At 68.6% G+C, this 19,278-nt stretch carries 22 protein-coding genes; 15 read left to right on the top strand and 7 right to left on the bottom strand.

The genetic code is table 11. The features are described from left to right. The first annotated feature begins 35 nt into the window (after window positions 1-35). Window positions 36-968, top strand: a complete 933-nt coding sequence (locus tag AB0M24_RS05775; protein WP_363761456.1) for a glycoside hydrolase family 6 protein — start codon at window positions 36-38, stop codon at window positions 966-968. 52 nt (window positions 969-1,020) lie between these two features. Further along, window positions 1,021-1,917 (top strand): lysyl endopeptidase, encoded by an 897-nt coding sequence (locus AB0M24_RS05770; RefSeq protein ID WP_363761454.1) that lies wholly within the window; start codon window positions 1,021-1,023, stop codon window positions 1,915-1,917. 3 nt (window positions 1,918-1,920) lie between these two features. On the opposite strand, the gene AB0M24_RS05765 is transcribed toward AB0M24_RS05770, so the two are convergent. After that, the gene (locus tag AB0M24_RS05765) at window positions 1,921-2,322 is read right to left on the bottom strand and encodes an SsgA family sporulation/cell division regulator (RefSeq protein ID WP_363761452.1); all 402 of its coding nucleotides are present in this window, start codon (window positions 2,320-2,322) and stop codon (window positions 1,921-1,923) included. A gap of 306 nt (window positions 2,323-2,628) precedes the next feature. After that, window positions 2,629-3,570 (bottom strand): pirin family protein, encoded by a 942-nt coding sequence (locus AB0M24_RS05760; protein WP_363761450.1) that lies wholly within the window; start codon window positions 3,568-3,570, stop codon window positions 2,629-2,631. An 81-nt stretch (window positions 3,571-3,651) separates the two neighbouring features. Between AB0M24_RS05760 and AB0M24_RS05755 the strand changes: the two genes are divergently transcribed. The 4 genes from AB0M24_RS05755 to AB0M24_RS05740 all read left to right on the top strand — a co-directional run bounded on the left by AB0M24_RS05755 (window position 3,652) and on the right by AB0M24_RS05740 (window position 7,152). Beyond that, the gene (locus tag AB0M24_RS05755) at window positions 3,652-5,010 is read left to right on the top strand and encodes a ferredoxin reductase family protein (RefSeq protein WP_363761449.1); all 1,359 of its coding nucleotides are present in this window, start codon (window positions 3,652-3,654) and stop codon (window positions 5,008-5,010) included. After that, window positions 5,007-5,399: an FMN-binding protein gene (locus AB0M24_RS05750; RefSeq protein ID WP_363761447.1), complete on the top strand. Its 393-nt coding sequence runs from the start codon at window positions 5,007-5,009 to the stop codon at window positions 5,397-5,399. The genes AB0M24_RS05755 and AB0M24_RS05750 overlap by 4 nt, the downstream gene beginning before the upstream one ends. Window positions 5,400-5,427: 28 nt before the next feature. After that, window positions 5,428-6,315, top strand: coding sequence for a cell division protein ZapE (gene zapE / locus AB0M24_RS05745; RefSeq protein ID WP_363761446.1), 888 nt, complete (start codon window positions 5,428-5,430; stop codon window positions 6,313-6,315). Window positions 6,316-6,378: 63 nt separating this feature from the next. Then, a complete protein-coding gene (locus AB0M24_RS05740) occupies window positions 6,379-7,152 on the top strand; it encodes an ion transporter (RefSeq protein WP_363761591.1) in 774 nt (257 codons plus the stop codon). A 63-nt stretch (window positions 7,153-7,215) separates the two neighbouring features. On the opposite strand, the gene AB0M24_RS05735 is transcribed toward AB0M24_RS05740, so the two are convergent. Then, window positions 7,216-9,948 carry a right-handed parallel beta-helix repeat-containing protein gene (locus tag AB0M24_RS05735; protein WP_363761444.1) on the bottom strand — a complete coding sequence of 911 codons (2,733 nt, stop codon included), beginning with the start codon at window positions 9,946-9,948 and terminating at the stop codon, window positions 7,216-7,218. 645 nt (window positions 9,949-10,593) lie between these two features. Between AB0M24_RS05735 and AB0M24_RS05730 the strand changes: the two genes are divergently transcribed. The 4 genes from AB0M24_RS05730 (at window position 10,594) to AB0M24_RS05715 (ending at window position 13,873) form a co-directional block, all read left to right on the top strand. Then, window positions 10,594-11,436, top strand: coding sequence for a geranyl diphosphate 2-C-methyltransferase (locus AB0M24_RS05730; RefSeq protein WP_363761442.1), 843 nt, complete (start codon window positions 10,594-10,596; stop codon window positions 11,434-11,436). After that, entirely contained in the window at window positions 11,436-12,500 is a 1,065-nt protein-coding gene (locus AB0M24_RS05725) for a family 2 encapsulin nanocompartment cargo protein terpene cyclase (RefSeq protein ID WP_363761440.1), read from the top strand. The genes AB0M24_RS05730 and AB0M24_RS05725 overlap by 1 nt, the downstream gene beginning before the upstream one ends. Continuing rightward, on the top strand, window positions 12,497-12,733 hold the full coding sequence (locus AB0M24_RS05720) for a hypothetical protein (protein WP_363761438.1): 237 nt from the start codon (window positions 12,497-12,499) through the stop codon (window positions 12,731-12,733). Before AB0M24_RS05725 ends, AB0M24_RS05720 begins: the two co-directional genes overlap by 4 nt. Before the next feature lie 375 nt (window positions 12,734-13,108). Next, window positions 13,109-13,873: a hypothetical protein gene (locus AB0M24_RS05715; RefSeq protein WP_363761437.1), complete on the top strand. Its 765-nt coding sequence runs from the start codon at window positions 13,109-13,111 to the stop codon at window positions 13,871-13,873. Window positions 13,874-13,876: 3 nt separating this feature from the next. On the opposite strand, the gene AB0M24_RS05710 is transcribed toward AB0M24_RS05715, so the two are convergent. Beyond that, window positions 13,877-14,200, bottom strand: a complete 324-nt coding sequence (locus AB0M24_RS05710; RefSeq protein WP_363761435.1) for a DUF6401 family natural product biosynthesis protein — start codon at window positions 14,198-14,200, stop codon at window positions 13,877-13,879. A gap of 103 nt (window positions 14,201-14,303) precedes the next feature. Between AB0M24_RS05710 and AB0M24_RS05705 the strand changes: the two genes are divergently transcribed. The 3 genes from AB0M24_RS05705 to AB0M24_RS05695 are packed head-to-tail and all read left to right on the top strand — an operon-like array spanning window position 14,304 to window position 15,451. Then, entirely contained in the window at window positions 14,304-14,570 is a 267-nt protein-coding gene (locus AB0M24_RS05705; protein WP_363761433.1) for a hypothetical protein, read from the top strand. A gap of 9 nt (window positions 14,571-14,579) precedes the next feature. Then, window positions 14,580-14,951, top strand: a complete 372-nt coding sequence (locus tag AB0M24_RS05700) for a general stress protein (protein WP_363761431.1) — start codon at window positions 14,580-14,582, stop codon at window positions 14,949-14,951. Next, window positions 14,951-15,451: an MSMEG_6728 family protein gene (locus AB0M24_RS05695; protein ID WP_363761429.1), complete on the top strand. Its 501-nt coding sequence runs from the start codon at window positions 14,951-14,953 to the stop codon at window positions 15,449-15,451. Before AB0M24_RS05700 ends, AB0M24_RS05695 begins: the two co-directional genes overlap by 1 nt. Here AB0M24_RS05695 and AB0M24_RS05690 read toward each other — a convergent pair. Together AB0M24_RS05690 and AB0M24_RS05685 are read right to left on the bottom strand one after the other, a co-directional pair. Beyond that, window positions 15,385-16,305 carry a sensor histidine kinase gene (locus tag AB0M24_RS05690; RefSeq protein ID WP_363761427.1) on the bottom strand — a complete coding sequence of 307 codons (921 nt, stop codon included), beginning with the start codon at window positions 16,303-16,305 and terminating at the stop codon, window positions 15,385-15,387. The genes AB0M24_RS05695 and AB0M24_RS05690 overlap by 67 nt on opposite strands. Beyond that, window positions 16,302-17,123, bottom strand: coding sequence for an MEDS domain-containing protein (locus tag AB0M24_RS05685; protein ID WP_363761425.1), 822 nt, complete (start codon window positions 17,121-17,123; stop codon window positions 16,302-16,304). Before AB0M24_RS05685 ends, AB0M24_RS05690 begins: the two co-directional genes overlap by 4 nt. A gap of 147 nt (window positions 17,124-17,270) precedes the next feature. On the opposite strand from AB0M24_RS05685, the gene AB0M24_RS05680 reads away from it, so the two are divergent. Together AB0M24_RS05680 and AB0M24_RS05675 are read left to right on the top strand one after the other, a co-directional pair. Next, the gene (locus tag AB0M24_RS05680; RefSeq protein WP_363761423.1) at window positions 17,271-17,639 is read left to right on the top strand and encodes an STAS domain-containing protein; all 369 of its coding nucleotides are present in this window, start codon (window positions 17,271-17,273) and stop codon (window positions 17,637-17,639) included. 34 nt (window positions 17,640-17,673) lie between these two features. Then, window positions 17,674-18,873, top strand: coding sequence for a PP2C family protein-serine/threonine phosphatase (locus AB0M24_RS05675; protein ID WP_363761421.1), 1,200 nt, complete (start codon window positions 17,674-17,676; stop codon window positions 18,871-18,873). Here the strand turns inward: AB0M24_RS05675 and AB0M24_RS05670 are convergent. Continuing rightward, entirely contained in the window at window positions 18,870-19,274 is a 405-nt protein-coding gene (locus AB0M24_RS05670; protein WP_363761419.1) for a PRC-barrel domain containing protein, read from the bottom strand. The two genes, AB0M24_RS05675 and AB0M24_RS05670, sit on opposite strands and share 4 nt — an antisense overlap. Window positions 19,275-19,278: the final 4 nt, after the last annotated feature.

Raw genomic sequence — 19,278 nt, 5'->3', positions numbered from 1 at the left:
CCGTTCCTTAAGCGGGCCGCGCGAGTGTTCTGGACATGATGAGAGCACTCGCGCTGGCCTTGCTGGCCGTCGTGGCCACGGCCCCGGCCGCCCACGCCGCCAGTCCCGTCAGCCTGACCGACGGCTTCTACGTCGACCCGGACTCCAACCCCGCCGTGTGGGTGCGCGACCACGCGAACGACGGCCGTCAGCCGGCGATCAAGGCGAACATCTCCTCGAAGCCGATCGCCCGCTGGTTCGGTGCCTGGAGCGGCGACATCAAGTCGGCCGTGTCGGGCTACGTCGGCAGGACCGGCTCCAAGCTGCCCGTCCTGGTCGCCTACAACATCCCCGGCCGCGACGCGTGCGGCGGCCACTCCGGCGGCGGCGCGGGCACCCCGGAGGCCTACCGGGCGTGGATCTCGAAGTTCGCCGAGGGCATCGGCAGCCGTCCCGCGGTGGTCGTCATCGAGCCCGACTCGCTCGCCGACTTCAACTGCATGGACGCCGCCAAGATCGCCGAACGCACCGCGATGATCAAGTACGCCACCGAACAGTTCAAGGCCAAGGCCCCCAACACGTGGGCCTACCTCGACGCCGGCAACGCGCAGTGGGTCCCGGCGCAGACCATGGCTTCGCGGCTCGACAGCGCGGGCGTGCGCAACGTCCGCGGCTTCTCGATCAACGTCTCGAACTACCACACGACGGCCGCCTCGACCTCCTACGGCAACACCGTCAGCTCGAACCTCCCCGGCTACACCAAGCCTTACGTGATCGACACCAGCCGCAACGGCAACGGTCACAACGGCGAGTGGTGCAACCCCGGCGGCCGCAAGCTCGGCACCCCCGCCCGCACCGGCGACGGCGCGGAGATGCTGCTCTGGGTCAAGGTGCCGGGCGACTCGGACGGCAAGTGCGGCAAGGCACCGGGCGTCGAGGCGGGCAAGTTCGACCCGCAGCTGGCCTACGACCTCGTTTACGGGTACTGACCGGCTCGCTATGTTGGGGAGCAGGCCGCCGCCTGACGAAGGGACATTCGTGATGAGGCGGCCCCTGCTCCCCGCTCTCCTCGCCGTCGTGCTGGCACTGTGCGGCCTGATGGCACCCGCTGCCACCGCACAGGCCGGGCCGCGCTCGGCGGTCTTCGGCGGCGGCCCGTTCTACTCCGGCGGTCAGGCCGAGATGAACACCCTGCGCAGCTCCGGGTTCACGACCGTGATCCTCTGGAGCATCCACGTTCATCCCAACGGCGACCTGTACTACAACGACGTCCTGATCGTGCAGAACGGCCGCTACGTCGGCGACGCAGGCTGGCCCGCGAGGCTGCGGACGTTGAAGCAGGCACCCACGTCGGTCAACCGGATCGAGGTGTCGATCGGCGCCTGGGCCGTCCCGGACTGGGAGAACATCGCCGCGCTGATCAAGTCGGGCGGCACCGGTTCGTCGTCGATCCTCTACCGCAACTTCCAGGCCCTGAAGACCGCCACTGGCGCCGACGCGATCAACAACGACGACGAGTCGTTCTACCAGGTCGGCCCCACCGCGACCTTCGCGCGCATGGCCGTCGGGCTCGGGTACTCGAAGTTCACGTTCGCGCCGTACACGAACTCGTCGTTCTGGGCGAGCCTCAAGAACAACCTCGGCGGCACGATCGTCGACCGCGTCTACCTGCAGGGCTACGCGGGCGGCGCCGGCAACAACCCGAGCACGTGGAACTCGGCGCTCGGCATGAAGGTCGACCCGGGCCTGTGGAGCAAGCACGGATCCGGGTGCTCGGCGGGCGACTCACCGGCCACCGTGCAGAGCAAGATGCGGTCGTGGAAGGGATCCGCAGGCATCGTCGGCGGCTTCATGTGGCTCTACGACGACATGAAGAAGTGCTCGGCCCAGGGAACCCCGGCGCAGTACGCCAACGCGATCCGCGCCGGCGTCAGCTAGCTCTCAGTCGAGCAGCTTGCGCAGCTCGGCCTCGAAGTCGACGTGGTCGCTCTCGTGACCGGGGGCGACCACGTCGTACGTGGAGTTGAGGAACTCCTGCAGCTCGGAGGAACGCACGTGGAAGACCGCGTGCGACACGTCGGACTGCAGCTCGAGCACGGCAGTCGTCGAGTTGTACGGCTTGAGCCGCACGTCACCGGCGCCGGCCGTGGTGATGAGGCCGTCGGCGAGCAGGTCGCGGCTGACCAGCCACACCGTCTCCTGGCGTCCCATGCGGAACGTCATGGTCACGGCGTGCGGGTCGTCGGCGCGGTAACCGAGCTCGACCTCGACGGGCATGGGGCGCCCGGACGGGGCGATGAAGGCGAAGACGGACTCGGCGCCCACTCGTGTCACGTTCGTCATGCCCCCTTAGACGCGTGGCAACCTTCGTGGATGCCTCGCTCAGGAAAAGCGATCAGAACGTGATTTTCAATGGTCCCGAAGTATGACTTTTGACAACGAGGTCCGCCCACCAGGTGAGACGCGCTGGGGTTGCGCCGCTGACCTGGGGATTTGGTTGCTTTGCGCTGGTCGTGGTCGGTCATCTGTGGACGGAATCACGTACTGGTACTGCCCGGATGCTGGACGGTGGAAGGGCTCTCACACCTATTTCACTGAACAGTGGGCGCCTTTCCGTAGCTAATTCGGCACGGAAAGTGATGATGGGAGTCAGGCCGGGTTGCCGCGCGGACGCAGACGACCACCAGGAAGCGGCGGCGCGGGCAGCCGAACACCGTCGTAGCCCTCCACCCGCCCGAACCTGTCGGTCTCCGCCTGCCACTCGTCCCGAAAAGCGACGATCTCGTCGTGGGTGCGTCCGACGAAGTTCCACCACATCACGATCTCCTCGCCGAACGGTTCGCCGCCGAGCAGCACAACCCTCGCGCCGTCGCGGGAAGCCAAGGTCAGCGTGGTGCGGCCGGTGCCCGCGTAGCCCAGCGCGCCGGGCGTGAGAGCGGTCTCCTCGATGGTGACGTCGCCGGTGTCGAGCAGGACTCCGTGCTCGAACGAAGGCCGCACGTCCAGCGAGATCGCGGAATCGGCGGGCAGGACGAGCTCGGCGCCGAGCAGCGGAGTGAACGTCGTCACCGGGGACGTCGAGCCGGCCAGCGAACCGAGGAACACCCGCACCGAGACGCCGTCCAGCGAAACGGCCGGCGGGGCGTAGTGCTGGAAGTCGCGCGGGGCGTCGCGGTGGGCGTCGGGCAGGGCCAGCCAGAGTTGGACGCCGTGCAGCACGGTGGAGGCCGGAGTCGACACCTCGGAGTGCGCGATGCCGCGGCCGCCGGTCATCAGGTTCAGCTCGCCGGGGCGGACGTACGCGTGGACGCCGTGGCTGTCGCGGTGCTCGATCTCGCCGGTGAACAGCCAGCTGACCGTCTGCAGGCCCGTGTGGGGGTGCGGGGCCACGTCCATGCGGACGGCATCAGGGCCGTAGTGGTCGCAGAAGCACCACGCGCCGATGAGTGAGCGCTGTTTTTGCGGCAACGTACGGCGCACCGACATCGCGCGTGGACCGCCCAGTGGCACGTCTCGTGGCTCCAGGATCTCGACGGATCCCGGCTTGGAGGTGCAGGTCACTTCGGCGGGCTCGGCCTCGACGTTGCTCACGCCGGTGATCGTAAGCCCGGTTCAGCTGACTCACAGCTGGCTCTGCCCCTGCCTTCAGGCTCGCTGCCGAGCATTGAGCCCGTGACAGCGACTCTCACCGAACCTGCCGTGCGAAGACGTCCGCTCGATGCGGGCACACGGACTGTTGCCGTTGGAGTGCTGTGGGCCGGGTTGTTGCTCGTCACGTACTGGTGGGCGGCAGACGGGATCCGGGACCTCGGCGAGTGGGAGACCGGCCTGACCTCGCTCGGGCGGCTCACCGGGCTGCTCGGCGCGGACCTGCTGCTGATCCAGGTGCTGCTGATGGCGCGGCTGCCGGCCGTCGAACGCGCCTTCGGCCAGGACCGGCTGGTCAAGATGCATCGCACGGTCGGCTTCACGTCGTTCAACCTCGTGCTCGCGCACCTGGTGCTGATCACGTGGGGCTACGCGGCCGGTGACCTGACGCGGACGCCGGGGGAGCTGTGGGACCTCGTCACGAACTACCCCGCGATGCTGCTGGCCACAGCGGGCACGGCGTGTCTCGTCCTGACCGTCGTCACGAGCATCAGAAAAGCGCGCGCGAAGCTGCGGTACGAGTCGTGGCACCTGTTGCACCTCTACGGCTACCTCGGCGTCGGGCTCGCGTTGCCGCACCAGCTGTGGACCGGTCAGGAGTTCCTCACCTCGACCGCGGCGACGGTCTACTGGTGGAGTCTCTGGGCGGCCGCGGCAGCCGCGATCCTGGTGTGGCGGCTCGGCATCCCGTTGTGGCGCAATGCCCGGCACCGCCTCGAAGTCACGGCGATCGTGCCCGAGGACGACGACGTGGTCTCGGTCTACCTGACCGGGCGGCACCTCGACCGGCTGCCGGCACGGCCGGGGCAGTTCCTCGGCTGGAGGTTCCTCAACCGGACCGGCTGGACGCGCGGCAACCCCTACTCGCTGTCCGCCGCCCCCGACGGCCGCAGCCTTCGGATCACGGTGCGCGCGCTCGGCGACGGCAGCGCGCTACGCGGAGTACGGCCGGGCACACGAGTGCTGTTCGAGGGGCCGTTCGGCAGGCTCACCGAGAGCGTGCGGACGAGGCACCGGGTCGCGTTGATCGGCGCCGGGGTGGGTGTGGCACCACTGCGAGCGCTCGCGGAAGACCTCGAGGACGCCGTGCTGCTGCACCGCTTCCGCCGTCGCCCGCTGTTCGCGGCCGAACTGCACGCGCTGACCCGGGACCGAGGCCTGCGGGTCGTCGACCTGCCCGGCCACCGCAGATCGCCGGGCTCGTGGCTGGGTGACGGTGTGCCGGTCGACGACCTCACCGCGCTGCCTTACCTCGTGCCGGACATCGCCGAACGCGACGTCTACATCTGCGGCCCGGCGCCGTGGGCGGAGTCGGTGCGCCGGGCCGCCACCGCCGCGGGCGTTCCCGCGGACCGCATCCACGTGGAGGAGTTCAGCTGGTGACGCGCATTCTGGTCTGGCTCGGCAGCACCGTGACCGCGCTAGTGCTGCTGTTCGGCTACCGCACCTCGTTGTCCGGGCCGACGACGACGGCGGTCCAAGCGTCGGAAAGCAGCGGCGGCACCGTCACCGGGCCGGCGGTGGACACGCGGTGGGGACCGGTGCAGGTGAGGATCACCCTGGACGGCGGGAAGATCACCGCCGTGGACGTGCCGGTGTACCCGGACGGCAACCGCAGGGACCAGCAGATCAACGACCGCGCGCTGCCGATTCTCGTGCAGGAGACATTGCAGGCGCAGAGCGCGGACATCGACGCGGTGAGCGGCGCGACCGTGACCAGTGAGGGATATCTCGAATCCCTGCAGGCCGCACTGGACCAAGCGGGGAGGTGATCTTTGTAGGCTGGCCGCGGGGGTAACGATGGATCTTCTCGCGCACGTGTCAGCCAGCGGTTACGAGCTCGACGAGGCACAGCTGCGGGCGATCGCGCGGTTGCAGGAGCTGGGGGAGCGGCGCCGGGGCGTGTACCTGCACGGACCGGTCGGCCGCGGCAAGAGCTTCCTCGCGGACGCGTTCTTCGAGGTGCTGCCCGTCAAGCACAAACGGCGCGTGCACTTCCACTCCTTCTTCCAGGAGCTGCACGGTCGCATCTCCGAACGACTGCACGAGCGCGGTGCCGTCGCGAAAGCTGTCAAGGAACTCATCGGGCGGGCGGAAGTGCTGGCGTTCGACGAGTTCCACCTGCACGACATCGGCGACGCGATGCTGATGACCAGACTGCTGGAGGCGTTGCGCGCGAAGCGGACCATGGTCGTCGCGACGTCCAACTACCCGCCGGACGGGTTGCTGCCGAACCCGCTCTACCACGACCTCTTCCTGCCGGGCATCGCACTGGTCAAGGAGCTCATGGACGCCGTCGAGCTCACCGGCGGCCCCGACTACCGGCACCTGCACGGCCGCCCGAGGTCGCGGTTCGAGACCGGCGAGATCCGCACCGACGCGCCGGCCAGAAGCGGCGACCAGCTCTGGTTCGACTTCGGCGACCTGTGCGAGAAGCCGACCTCGACGCACGACTACCTCGCTTGGGCTGAGCAGTACGACGACTGGGTGATCACGGCGGTCCCGCGGCTCGAGACGTGCGATCGCGAAGCGCGGCAACGGTTCGCGAACGTCGTGGACGTGCTGGTAGATCGCGACGTCCGGCTCACGCTGGTCAGTGACCACCCGCTGCACGAGATCGTCGGCGGCGACACGAGAGACCTCGCCCGCACCGCCAGCCGCCTGGAGCTGATCAACACGACCGGGTGAACAGTTGCACCGCCTCCATCGCCGATAGCTTCCAAAACCCCTTGCTAGGAGCGGTGAGTGAAGATGCTGCGCGCCCGCGTCGGCTCGGTTGTGGAGAGCAACCGGTTCCAGTTGTTCATCATCGGCGTGATCGTGGTCAACGCGATCACGCTCGGCGCCGAGACGTCGACCTTCCTGCACGCCAGGTTCGGGCCGGTGCTGACGGTGATCGACCACCTCGCGCTCGCGATCTTCACGCTGGAGCTGGCCGCGCGGCTCTACGCGTTCGGCTGGAGGTTCTTCAAGGACCCGTGGAACATCTTCGACTTCGCGATCGTGGCCATCGCCCTGATCCCGACCGCGGGCCCGCTGTCGGTGCTGCGGTCGTTGAGGATTCTGCGGGCGCTGCGGCTGGTCGCGATGGTGCCGAGCATGCGCCGCGTCGTCACCGCGCTGGTGCGGTCGATTCCGGGCCTGGTGTCGTTGTCGGGCCTGCTGATGCTGCTCGTCTACGTCGGCGGCGTGATCGCGAGCAACCTCTTCGGCGACACCGGCGATCCGCGGTTCTCCGGTCTCGGCCCGACGTTGCTGACGCTGTTCCAGATCACCACCGGCGACGGCTGGTCGGACGTGATGCGCGACCTGATGGTGCAGAAGCCGCTCGCCTGGATCTTCTTCCTGATCTACTTGATGGTCGGCACGTTCACGATGCTCAACCTGTTCATCGCGGTGGTGTGCAGCGCGATGCAGGAGGAGATCACCGTGCCCGCACCCCGTGCCGCGACCCACGACGACCTGCTGCTGCAGGAGGTTCGCGCGTTGCGGGACGAGGTGCGGGCACTCAAACAGCCTGTGTAGTAGCCAGGGATCCCGATCGGCGACGCCGCCGTACACCGATCGGGACCCCTGCAACCCCCGTGGTTACGGGGTGACCGGGACGTTCGTCAGGCCCTTCTTCGCACGGGACACCGTGTTCGAGGCGTGGACGACGTTCGGGCTGGCCTTGCACTTCGACGTCGACGACACGTACACCGCGTACTCGCCGACGTTGCCGAGATCGGACTTGTTGTTGCGCCACACGTTCCCGCAGCCGTTGGCGAACGACGGCGTCGTGCTCGGGTTGTGCGTCTCGTAGCCGTTCGCGAAGACTCCTGGCGAGGCGAAGGTGCCGGTGTTGTTCTCGATCCGGTAGTTGAAGCCCTTCACGTCGATCCACGAGTCGCCGGAGTTCGCGCCGCTGATGCCGGTGCCGTTGAACGTGTTCCCGCTGATCAGGCCGCTGTTCGTGCCTTCCTTGACGTCGATGTGCTCGGCGGAGACGTTCGGGCCGATCTTGTTGTTGAGCACCTGCACGCGGTCCGACCTGTCGACGCCGCCGGAGTTGCCGTGACACTTCCAGTTGGAGTTCGCGGACCCGATGTAGACGCCCTCGCCGTAGTCCTTCGTGACGACGCCGGCGTCGGTGATCGTCGAGTTCTTGATCACGCCGTCGGCGGAGGAGCGCCGGAAGTGCACGCCTTCCTCGTCGGTCTTGCGCACGGTCACGCCGTCGATCGTCACGTGGTGGGAGTTGTCGAGGATGATGCCCTTCTTGGACTCCGCGACGGTGATCCCCTTGATGTTCCAGTACGGCGCGTTGTACAGCCACAGGCCGTACCCCGAGTCCCAGCCCGCGGTCGGCACCGGGCAGGAGGGCGCCGTGCCGGACGGGCCGTCGTTGATCAGCACCGCGGACGACGGGCCGGTCAGGGTGATCGGGTTGCTCGACGTACCGGCCTTCTGCGTCACGAACGAGCCGCGGTAGGTGCCGGCCGCGAGCTGGATGGTGTCACCCGGCTTGGCGTTGGCGAGAGCGGACTTGAGCTGGTCCGAAGTGGACACGGGGATCGTGCCCTGCGCGGAGAGGTCCGCGGTCAGGCCGCCACCCGCTCCAGCCCCAGCCGGCTCAGCAGCGCCCGCGGCGAAGCCGGCGGGGATGTTCTTCAAGAAGAGCGACTTCGCGGCGTCGGTCTTGCTGTTGTCCACGCCGTGCCCGTTGAAGTAGTCGCGCTGCTCGTTCTTCGCCCAGTCCGCGATGGCCGTGCCGCCGACGTCGAGGTGCTTGTAGGCGGTGCCGTTCCAGCCGAACTGGTAGACCCGCTGCTTGTCCGGGTAGAACGGCTGGAACGCGCCCCCGGTGGACAGCTGCTTCGTCATGTCGTTGTGGAAGAACACGTTGCGCGGCCCGGAAGCACCCGACCACTTGACGGCCTTCTTGCCCGCGCCCCACCAGATCGGGAACCAGTTCGAGTCGTCGGGACCGCCGCCGCCCTCCTCACCGCAGTTGGCACGGCAGTTGCCGGAACGGTGCCCGTACGAGACCTTCACCGCGTTGTTCTCGAAGAGGTTGTTGCGTTCCCAGCCGCCGTGCAGGTTCAGGTCGGAGTCGAAGTCGTTGCCCACCACGACGTTGCCCGACGCGGACCACTGGAACGTGAAGTGCCGCAGGTTGCGCGAGGTGTTGCCGGCGTAGAGCGAGTCCCACACCCTCGAACCGCGGAAGTAACCGTTGCCGCCCTTGCCCTTGTTCCACGAGCCGTCGAGGTGGTTGTCGACGATCTGCAGGTTCTTGGCCTCCTCGGTGACGATCGGGTGCGACCCGGTCATCTCCGCGCGGATGCCCTTCACCCACGAGTTCGCGGCCCACTTGAAGACGATGCCGTGCATTTCGTCGGCGGGAGCCATGTTGCCGTAGTTGTTGACGGCCTCGGCGGGGTTGAGGTTCGGCATCGCCTGCGTGAAGCCGAAGTTCTCGAACCCGACGCCGAGGACCGGGTCCACCAGCGGCGACACCTTGGAGTCGTATGTCGCCCCGTCAATCGCCGGTGAACCGTCCGAGGTGGAGTTGACGGGGACGTCGAACTCCAGCGGTTTGTCGAGCGTGACCGTCGTGCCCGAGACCGAGGCGACGGTGAAGATCTGCTGGCGCATGTGCATGTTCAGCATCGGCCACTCAGTGCCCGTCGCGAACTGCTGCTCGTAGAACTTGACCGAGTTGGCGGCACGGACGTTCACGAACATGCCGGCCTTGATGGTGCTCGCGGACGCGACCTTGATGGTCCTGTCCCCGGCCTTGGCGGCCGCGGCCACCTTCGCGCCGGCCTTCCAGTGCACGTTGATCGTGCCCTCGAAGATGTCCTTGCGGTTCGCGGGAGCCGAGGCGTAGTCGCTGGCGTAGCTCGAGTGCACGCCGCGCGACTGGACCCGGAACAGGCCGCGACCCGGCCACAGCCAGCCGCCCTTGCCCTGCCCGTAGGTCATCCCGTCCTCGTCCCAGTCCGAGCCGTCGGGCGTGAGGGCGTCGTACCGGGTGTTGGCGTCGGGCCGGTAGACGACCTTCGTCGCGGTAGCCCCCGCACCCCTGATGATCAGGTAGTCCGCGTCCACGTGGACCTCGTGCGACACCTTCAGCTCACCGGCCGGCAGTGTGATGAGGCTGAGCTTCGAATAGCTCGCACTCGGGGAACACTGCGTCCGGATCGAGTCGATCGCCGCCTGCAGTCCGGCGGTGTCGTCGTCGGCGTCATTCGGGCGGACGTTGAACTGGGAGGCGAGTTCGGCAGATGTGATCTGACAACTCGCGCTGGGGTTGACGTCATTGTTTCCGGGCAGCACGCCATTGCCGCGATACCCCGCCTTCGACCAGTCGTACAGGCCGGAAATAGGGGAACGGCGATTGCCTGACGAGACGTCTAAGCCGGTGAGCGCGGGTGCGGCCGTCGAAGTCGTCACGGGTACGGCTAGTGAACCGATTAGGAGCAGAGATAGCAGGGGTATGGAGGTCGGCTTCATTGATAACCCTCGTTCAACAGGGCGGGGCTATTTCTTTGTAGTCGAAGGTTGCATATGTGTCAAACATTCACATTCTTGAATAACGTAATCCTGCAACGGTTTTCAATGACGGTTCTTCGCCTCTTCGGACGGTTCTCCGAGCAGCTCAGCGGGCTGAATCGTGTGAGCCGATTGGGTCGGTCGCGACTCGAGTGAGCGGCGGAACGCCGTGCGTCGAAGTACCGGGATTTTCTTCCGTGCGGCGTGGAATCCTGCCCGTTCTGTCATCCGGACGGACGCAGGGAACCCACGAAAGTGGGGGTACCGGTGAGGTAGCGCGGGTCGGCGAGCCCACCGCGACGCACCATTCGCCACACCCATTCGTGTCCGAACCAACCCTGAACGGCGGATCGCAGCCTGGGCCGACAGCTGCAAAGGTCGATTGCTGTTCGGCAGCGAGCGTTCCAACGAACAGGAGCACGACAGGTCATGGCGAGCCCCACTGTGAAGCCGGTTCTGCGCACCGACTACCAGCGTTCCGTCGCGGACTACTGGAACAAGGAGAAGGACCCGGTCAACATCAAGCTCGGTGAGGTCGACGGGCTGTACCACCACCACTACGGGCTCGGCGCGTACGACCCGGCCGTGCTGCAGCAGGGCGACGAGGCGATCATCGAGGAGATGCACCGGCTCGAGACCGCGCAGGCCGAGGTGCTGCTCGACGCGTTCGGCGACGTGCCGGTCGGCGGCCACCTGATGGACGGCGGCTCCGGCCGCGGCGGCACGAGCTTCATGGCCAACGCCCGGTTCGGCGCCCGCATCGACGGCGTCAGCATCTCCGAGCAGCAGGTCGCGTTCGCCAACAACCAGGCAGTCGAGCGCGATGTCGCCGACCAGGTCCGGTTCCACTTCAAGAACATGCTCGACACCGGCTTCGAGACCGGCTCGTTCAACGGCATCTGGACCAACGAGACCACGATGTACGTGGACCTCCAGCAGCTGTACGGCGAGTTCGCGCGGCTGATCGCGCCCGGCGGCCGGTACGTCTGCATCACCGGCTGCTACAACGACCTGACGGGTGGCCGTTCGCGCGCGGTCAGCCAGATCGACCAGCACTACATCTGCAACATCCACCCGCAGAGCGAGTACTTCAAGGCGTTGGTGGACAACGGTTTCGTGCCGACCAGTGTCATCGACCTGACGCCGGAGACCATCCCGTACTGGGAGCTGCGGGCACAGTCGTCGGTCGCGACCGGCGTCGAGGACCCGTTCCTGACCGCCTACAAGGAGGGGTCGTTCCGCTACCTGTTGATCGTGGCGGATCGCATCTGATGAAGGATCTCCTCACCGGGCCGTCCGGGCTGGGCACCTCCGCTGCCCGGCTCGGGCGGCCCGAGGCCGTCGCACTGCCACCGGAACCCGGCTATGCCGAACGCCCGTGGGGTGACGGCACAGCGCCACCTCTCTACGTGCCCGTGGTGGAGCGCGAGGACGACCTGCTGGCCGCCGCCGTCGACGAGCGGCTCGTCGCGTGGGCGGGTGACTGCGGTTTCGAGGAGCCGGAACGGTTCCTGGGCGGCAAGTTCGGCCGTCTCGCCGTGCTGACCCATGTGGACACCGACGACGTCGAGCAGCTGCTGATCGCGGCGAAACTCAACGCCGCGTGGTGGGCCGCCGACGACCTCTACGCCGACAGCACGGAGATGGGCGCTGTCCCGGCCGAGCTGCCGCCGCGCCTGGCACTGGCGATGGCCGCGATGGACCCGGTGGCACCCGCCGCCGAGTTCACCGTGCAGCTGGAAGAGGTGCTGGCGGCAGACCCTGTGCTCGTCGGGCTGCGGTCGGGCATCGCGCACCTGTCATCGCGTTCGACGGCCACTGTGGTGCAACGGGTCTGCTACTCGACGTTCGCGATGTTCGTGGCGTGGGGCGCCTACGCGGCGTGGCGGCACACCGGCAACTACCCGCCGGCGTGGCAGTATCTCGCGACGCGGCAGCACGACACGTTCTACACGTCGATGACGCTGATCGACGCGGTCGGCGGCTACGAGGTGCCCGCGCCGCTGTACTACGACCCGCGCGTGCGGCAGCTGCTCACGTCCGCGGGCACGGCGGCGGTGATGGTGAACGACCTGGTGTCGGTGGAGAAGGACGCCGCCGACGAGAACCCGGTGTGCAACATGGTGCTGCAGATCGCGGCGGACAGGGAGTGCTCGATCGCCGAGGCCACGGCGCGCACGGTCGAGCTGCACAACCAGCTGGTGCGCGACTTCGAGGCAGGGCACAAGGCGCTGCTGGCCGTGCCGTCGGTGGAGCTGCACCGGTTTCTGAAGGGCACCAAGGCCTGGATGGGTGGCGGCTTCGAATGGCACACCACCCACCCGCGCTACAAGTGACTCGGCGTGCGACGGGGCGGTCAGTCGGCCGCCCCGTCGTGCTCATCTCCGTCGTGGACGGTCCCGTGCCGCTGCGCAGGTTGCGCGCTCTGCACGTGCTGGGCAACCTCACCGCGGCCGGGCGAGCGGTGATCAGGGCGGACCCGGCGATTCCGGGGACGGTGAACGGCGCGTTCGTCGCCGAGTCCGATCTCGAGTGCACCCTCGCCGTCGTCGCCGATGTGGATCGTTAGTCCACAGTGGACAGATCGGTTCACTCTGATGTCGCAACGTTTCGACGCATGCCGTCGCAGCTCGCGGGGTATTCGTGGATCCCACTGGCCCTGCCGCTCACCCTGTGAGGAGTGGTTGCGATGACCCACGCGCGTCGTCTGGTCGACGTCCGCACCGGTGACGAGTTCGATCAACCGGTTCCCTACGGTCTGGTCTACCCGGTGTGCACAGCGGACGGTTCGGCACCTCCCAGTCAGCGCGGCAGGACGTGGGAGCACCTCACAGCGTGCGATCGCGAGCTGCGACCGGTTGTGTGATCCGTGTGAAGTCCTCCCACGCTGGGTATTCCCCGCGGTGGGTCGCCCGGCCGGGCGCCCGTGCGAAGGGAGCTCGACATGGACTTCGGACAAGGGCTGACCGACGCCTGGCGTGCGGTGGCGACGTTCGTGCCCAAGCTGGCCGCGTTCCTGCTGATCCTGGTGATCGGCTGGTTCGTCGCCAAGGCGGTGGCCAAGCTGGTCGACAAGGTGCTGGAGCGGGTCGGGTTCGACCGGCTCGTGGAGCGCGGCGGCATCAACCGGATGCTCTCGCGGAGCAAGTACGACGCCTCTGATCTGCTCGCGAAGCTCGTGTACTACGCGCTGCTGCTGATCACGCTGCAGATCGCGTTCGGCGTGTGGGGTCCGAACCCCGTCTCGGAGCTGTTGACCGGCATCGTGGCGTGGCTGCCCAAGGCCGCGGTGGCGATCATCATCGTCGTGGTGGCCGCGGCGATCGCCCGTGCTGTCAAGGACTTCATCGGCAGTGCGCTCGGAGGCTTGTCCTACGGCAACGTGCTGGCGAACATCGCGTCGGTGTTCATCTGGGCGTTGGGGATCATCGCCGCGTTGGACCAGATCGGTGTCGCCACGACGGTGACCACGCCGGTGCTGATCGCCGTGCTCGCGACGGTCGGCGGCATCCTCGTCGTGGGTGTGGGCGGTGGCCTCATCGGACCGATGCAGCAGCGGTGGGAAGGCTGGCTCGGCCGGGCGGAACGGGAGCTGCCGCAGGCGCAGGCTCAGGCCGAGGCGTACCAGCGCGGTCGTGAGGACGCCGTGCGCGCGCGTTCGGAGGCGGAGGCGGATCCCGTTCTCGACACGAGGCCGGACGTGCGCTGAGCCTCAGGCGAGCTCGTTCGACAGCGGCTTGAGGTCGTGCGTGTGAGCGAGCCGGCAGACCGCCATCAACCGGACGCCGAGCCACGACGTGGGTGACCACTCGGGCTCGGCGTCCAGCAGTCCACGCGCGTAGGAGGCGAGCAGGACGACGGCGGCCACCGTGCCGGCACCCTCCACACCGAACAGCAGGATGTCGCGCACCGCCGCGGCGTGTTGGTCGACCTCGGCCAGCAGCGCCGGCGTGACGGCCAGCGCCGTCCACCCGGCCGTCCCGATCCGGTCGGACAGCTCGGAGATCCATTGGCGCGCCTTGTGCTCACCTCGCATCCCGCCACGGTAGCGAAACCCGGTTTGAGATCGCCGGAGAGGGGTATTCGCGCGCGAGAGCGTCAAGCAGCCGGCGCACAGGACTCGGCTGTGGAGGCTCAAGATGACCGTCGACGACATCCCGGTGCGGTCGCGCGTGACCGCGTTGGAGAACCTGGACAACGTCGTGTGCACAACGCTCGCCAACGACGACGCCCGCGAGGGGCTGCCGGCGGCGCTGAAGGACTGCCCGGACGTGTCGCCCGAGGTCCGGGCCAGTGTGGAAGCGGCCTGCGAGCACTTCGGTTACGGCGAGCGGATGGAGGCGCGGACGTTGCTGACCGTCGCCCACCGCCTGCTTTCCCGTGTCAGGCGTCCGGTTCGCGGGTAGCCGTTCGGTGTGGAAATCGAGCAGAGAGCCTCCGAGTCGAGCTTGCTGGCGAGCTTCACCGACTACGCCGACGCGCAACGGCTCGTCGGCGAGGGTGTCCGGACCGTCGAGCAGGTGACCGGCCGCATGACGCGGGGCAGGGCCGCGGTGTCCGGTGCGGCAGGCGGTGCGTGGTTCGGTGTGCTGATCGGACTGTTGTTCGGTCTGTTCACGACCGGCGCCGCGTGGGTGTGGCTGCTGCTCGTCAGTTTGCTGATCCGCGCGTTCTGGGGAGGCGTGTTCGGGTTCGTGGCGCACTGGAGCACCCGCGGCCGGCGTGACTTCTCCAGTGTCATGACGTTGCAGGCGCGGGCTGCCCGGGCTGCGCGGTACGTGCTCTGATGCAGACGTTCTTGCCCTATGCGGACTTCACCGCCACCGCGCGGGTGCTGGACCGGAGCCGGCTCGGCAAGCAGCGGGTCGAGACGTTGCAGGTGCAGCGCGCGCTGGTGGTGCCGGGGCACGGGTGGCGGCACCACCCGGCGGTCAGGATGTGGTCCGGGTACGAGGAAGCCCTTGTGCGGTACGGGCTCGAGGTGTGTGCGGTGTGGCGGGCGGCGGGCTTCCTGGACACGTGCGAGGCGACTCTGCGGTCGGATCTGGCGCGGGCCAAGGACATCACGGTCGTGCGCACTCAGGACGAGCTGGCGGAGGCGGGCGCGTTGCCGTGCTGGCTGGGGGATCCGGAGGTGCACCGCAGTCACCAGTCGGCGTTGGTGCGCAAGGATCCCGAGCACTACCGCCGGTACTTTCCCGACGTTCCGGACGATCTGCCCTACGTGTGGCCGCCCACGCTCACGCGGACCGTGAACCCGTCCTCCTCGCGGCCCATGGACACGTAGTCGCACGTGCGGTGCAGGATCCACAGCCCGAGCCCTGCCGACCGGGTGGCCGTGGTGGGCATCAGGCCCGCGAGCGGGTCCGACGGGCCCGAGCCCTGGTCGGACACCGTCACGACCACGCGCGAGTCGTCGGCCCACAACCGGAACCGGACCGGCGCGACGCCGTGGCTGAGGCCGTTGGTGACGATCTCGCTGGCCGCGTACACGATGTCGTGCGCGCTGTCCTCGGTCAGAGTGGTGCCGGTGATCGCCGCGGACACCGCCTCTCGCACGGCCGCGGGAGTCGGATCCACGAGCGAGACGCGCGGCGCGCCCTGTTCGAGCGTGTCCGGGACAGGGCTGCTGAGCGGCAGGCCGGTGCCGAAGTCCGGGTTCGGCAGGTGCTCACCGGAGGCCGTCGCGAGGTACTCGTGGGTGCGCGCGACGTCCGCCAGCACCTCGGGCGGGGTGATCCTGGTGTCGTACGGGCACAGGCCCCACAGCGGGAACTCGGCGAACGCCTGGTTGACGGCGTTCTCGTAGCGGCCCCACCAGTCCCACCGCACGCCGACGCCGGGATGCGGGACGTCGCCGATCGTGCGGATCCGGGTGGCGCCCGCGTTGGCGAGCTTGCCGAAGATGTCGCGGTAGCCGGCGATCGCGTCGGCCGGCCTGGCGTACTGGTCGGCGCCCGGCAGGTAGGTGACCGCGTCGTCGTCGCCCACCGCGGCACGCAGCAGCGAGGTGTTCTTGTCCGCGCACGCGACCAGCGTCGGCTGGCCCTCGCGCAGGCCGCCCTCGACGAACGGCACGGCGATCGCCAGGAAGTCGTCGTCGGAACCGTAGAGCGCGGTCTCGTGGTAGAAGCCCGTCATCGGACGAACTCCACGCCGTCCAAGCCGAGGATCGACACCATGCGCGCGAGCGCGGACCTCTGCGACCTCAGCACGAGCGTGGCCCCGTTGGCGCGCGCGAAGTCGTGCAGCGCGATCAATCCGTGGTGGTCGATGAACGCGAGCCGGGTGGTGTCGACGTGCAGCACGCCGTCGCGCGGAGCGGTGTTCTCGAGCGCCAGCTCCAGCAGGTCGCGGCTCACCCAGTCGATCTCGCCGTCGAGCGCGATGCCGTCCGCCGTGGCGTGCAGCCGGAACGGCGCGCACCACGCGTTGTTGACGGGGTGCAGCGAGCTGAGCCGCACGATCGCCGGTTCGGGCAGCTCGCCGCGCTGGTAGGCGCACATCGCGGAGAACGGTTCCGCGGTCATGTACCTGTCGATCATGTGCTCGTAGCGGCAGAACGCGTCGAGCGCGTCCGGCGTGCGCACCAGGGTCGTCGCGTCCGCCGCGACCCGCAGTCCGGTGAAGCCCGCCTCGACCGCGGCCCTCGTCGCCGCCGCGTACACGCCGACCTGTGCCGCGGGCGTCACCGCGGTGCCGGAGGTGTACTGCGACTCCAGCGAGATGGCCTGCGCCCGGCCGTCCCGCAACGCCTCGACGAGCACCGGTTCGGCCTGCAGGTCTGCGGCGAGATCGGCGCCGCGCGCGACGTAGCAGGCGCGCTGCCCGAGCCGCAGTCCGTCGACGAGGAACTCCGCCGCCCGCGTGCGGAACTCGGCGAAGTCGTCGAAGGGCCAGCAGAGATGGTCGTTGGGGTGCATCCCGAGGACCACGTCGGTGACACCGGACGTGCGCATGGCGCCCGATTCTACGCTCGCCGCCGGTGGTCCGTTCGGGCGAACGTGGCCGCAGAACCGCGCAGGCACCCCGACTGCGCTACGGTCACACGGGGTTGAGCAGCCAGCCCGTGCGACGGTCGTGCCGTCCCGATGAGAGGTTGCCGCATGCCAACCGAGAACGTTGTTCTCCGCACCACGATCGAGAGCGTGGGCGGCGTGGTCGTCGTGCACGTGGCCGGCGAGGTGGATCGCGTGACGGCCGACGACCTGTCCGGCTGTCTGGCCGGTGCCCTCGGTTCGGCGCACCCGCCCGCACCCGTGGTGGTCGACCTGTCCGAGGTGAACTTCCTGGGCGCGTGCGGCATCGGGTTGCTGCTCGATCACCAGGACCGGTGTCTGAGCAGGGGAAGCGCGCTCGTGCTGGTGGCCAGGACGCCCGAGGTGCTGCGGCCGTTGCAGGTGCTGGAGCTGACGAGCGTCCTGGACGTGCGGCCGAGCTTGGTGGACGCGCTGGCGGTGCCAGGACTGGCGTGACCGCCGCACCGTCCACAACGGACTCGAAGGAGGGGTGCCCACGGACGGCCCCGCCTACGAGATGCTCGCCCACCTGCTGAGGGACAGCCACGTCGCCACCCTGGAGCGGCTGCCGGAGCTGGTCGAGCGGCGGGCCGCCGCCGCGGGGCTGTCGGAGATCCTGATCCTGCTCGCCGACCTGCGCGAGCAGAGGCTGACCGCGCTGCACCCGGTCGAGACCCGGACGTTCCGCGTCGACGCGAGCCTCGCCGGCCGGGCGTTCCGCGACGTCACGATGATCGCGACCGCGCGGGACGGCGCGCACCACTTCTGGATCCCGTTGCTGGACGGCACCGAACGCATCGGCGTGCTCGGGCTGGCCGCACCGGACCGCTCGGAGTCCACAGTGGACCGAATCGGCGCGCTGGCCTCGCTGGTCGCGTTGATGGTGGTGAGCAAACGCCCGCACAGCGACACCTACCAGCAGCTCGTGCGCACCGAGCCGATGGCCGTGGCCGCCGAGGTGGTCTGGCCGCTGATGCCACCGCTCACCTTCGCCACGGACGACCTGGTGCTCACCGCGGTGCTGGAGCCCGCGTACGACATCGGGGGCGACGCGGTCGACTACGCGATCGCGGGCGACGTAGTGCACCTGTCGATCTTCGACGCGATGGGCCACGACCAGTCGGCGGGCCTGACCGTCGCGCTGGCCACGGGAGCGTGCCGCAGCTACCGCCGCCGAGGCGCGAACCTGGTCGAGACCAGCATCGCGGTCGACGAGGTGATCGGGGAGCAGTTCGGCGGCCTGAGGTTCGCCACCGGGGTGCTCGCCGAGCTCGACCACCGCACCGGCCGGTTGAGCTGGGTCAACCGCGGCCACCCGCCCCCGCTGCTGATCCGCCAGGGTCGTTGGGTGCGTGAGCTGCGTTGCCACCCGGCGCCCCCGATGGGGTTCCAGCTGCCGGCGGCACCGGTGCTGTGTCACGAGCACCTCGAACCGGGCGACCGCCTGCTCTTCTACACCGACGGCATCGTCGAGGCCCGCGACCCGCGCGGCCGGCAGTTCGGCCTGCGCAGGTTCGCGGACTTCGTGATCCGCCGCGAGGCCGACGGCTGCCCTGCGCCCGAGACGTTGCGGCGCTTGATGAGGACCGTGCTCGACCACCAGAACGGGCGGCTGCAGGACGACGCCACCGCGTTGCTCGTGGAGTGGCAGCACGACCGCGAGAAGTCGTTGCTCGTGCAGGCTCCCTAGAGCATCGGCGGCATCAGGCGGTAGCTCTCGGCGTAGTAGTCACCGGTGCGCCGCCGGTAGTCCTCGTGGTTGTCCGGGTCGTACTCCGGCGCGTTCTTGATCTGGTCCTTGGTGCGGTCGACGTGGACCTTCCGCTCCTCGTGGTCGACCCGCCGCACGACACCCACGGGCAGCACCACGATGCGCCCGAAGATCCACGGTCCGGTGGAGATCATCAGGCAGTCGTTCGGCACCTTGGCGTTGTCGTCGTCGACCTTGCCGATGCTGCCGTCGGTCGCCTCGACCTCGTACCCGATCAGGCCGGTGTCAGGACGTCGCGCGAGCTCGGCTTCGTCCGGCTCGGGACGGTCGGCCCACGACGGGTCGCGCCACACCCACGGGACGAACGGGACTGGTTGCATCTCG

Source organism: Lentzea sp. NPDC051838, assembly GCF_040681245.1.
In the GTDB taxonomy this organism is placed as follows: Bacteria; Actinomycetota; Actinomycetes; order Mycobacteriales; family Pseudonocardiaceae; genus Lentzea.
This window is presented reverse-complemented; position numbering and strand designations above follow the sequence as displayed.

Bases quoted from the DNA above. Each gene is read 5' to 3' on its own strand.
- AB0M24_RS05775 (WP_363761456.1), top strand. From the start codon at position 36: ATGATGAGAGCACTCGCGCTGGCCTTGCTGGCCGTCGTGGCCACGGCC.
- AB0M24_RS05770 (WP_363761454.1), top strand. From the start codon at position 1,021: ATGAGGCGGCCCCTGCTCCCCGCTCTCCTCGCCGTCGTGCTGGCACTG.
- AB0M24_RS05765 (WP_363761452.1), bottom strand. From the start codon at position 2,322: ATGACGAACGTGACACGAGTGGGCGCCGAGTCCGTCTTCGCCTTCATC.
- zapE (WP_363761446.1), top strand. From the start codon at position 5,428: ATGGATCTTCTCGCGCACGTGTCAGCCAGCGGTTACGAGCTCGACGAG.
- AB0M24_RS05740 (WP_363761591.1), top strand. From the start codon at position 6,379: ATGCTGCGCGCCCGCGTCGGCTCGGTTGTGGAGAGCAACCGGTTCCAG.
- AB0M24_RS05730 (WP_363761442.1), top strand. From the start codon at position 10,594: ATGGCGAGCCCCACTGTGAAGCCGGTTCTGCGCACCGACTACCAGCGT.
- AB0M24_RS05725 (WP_363761440.1), top strand. From the start codon at position 11,436: ATGAAGGATCTCCTCACCGGGCCGTCCGGGCTGGGCACCTCCGCTGCC.
- AB0M24_RS05715 (WP_363761437.1), top strand. From the start codon at position 13,109: ATGGACTTCGGACAAGGGCTGACCGACGCCTGGCGTGCGGTGGCGACG.
- AB0M24_RS05710 (WP_363761435.1), bottom strand. From the start codon at position 14,200: ATGCGAGGTGAGCACAAGGCGCGCCAATGGATCTCCGAGCTGTCCGAC.
- AB0M24_RS05705 (WP_363761433.1), top strand. From the start codon at position 14,304: ATGACCGTCGACGACATCCCGGTGCGGTCGCGCGTGACCGCGTTGGAG.
- AB0M24_RS05695 (WP_363761429.1), top strand. From the start codon at position 14,951: ATGCAGACGTTCTTGCCCTATGCGGACTTCACCGCCACCGCGCGGGTG.
- AB0M24_RS05690 (WP_363761427.1), bottom strand. From the start codon at position 16,305: ATGACGGGCTTCTACCACGAGACCGCGCTCTACGGTTCCGACGACGAC.
- AB0M24_RS05685 (WP_363761425.1), bottom strand. From the start codon at position 17,123: ATGCGCACGTCCGGTGTCACCGACGTGGTCCTCGGGATGCACCCCAAC.
- AB0M24_RS05680 (WP_363761423.1), top strand. From the start codon at position 17,271: ATGCCAACCGAGAACGTTGTTCTCCGCACCACGATCGAGAGCGTGGGC.
- AB0M24_RS05670 (WP_363761419.1), bottom strand. From the start codon at position 19,274: ATGCAACCAGTCCCGTTCGTCCCGTGGGTGTGGCGCGACCCGTCGTGG.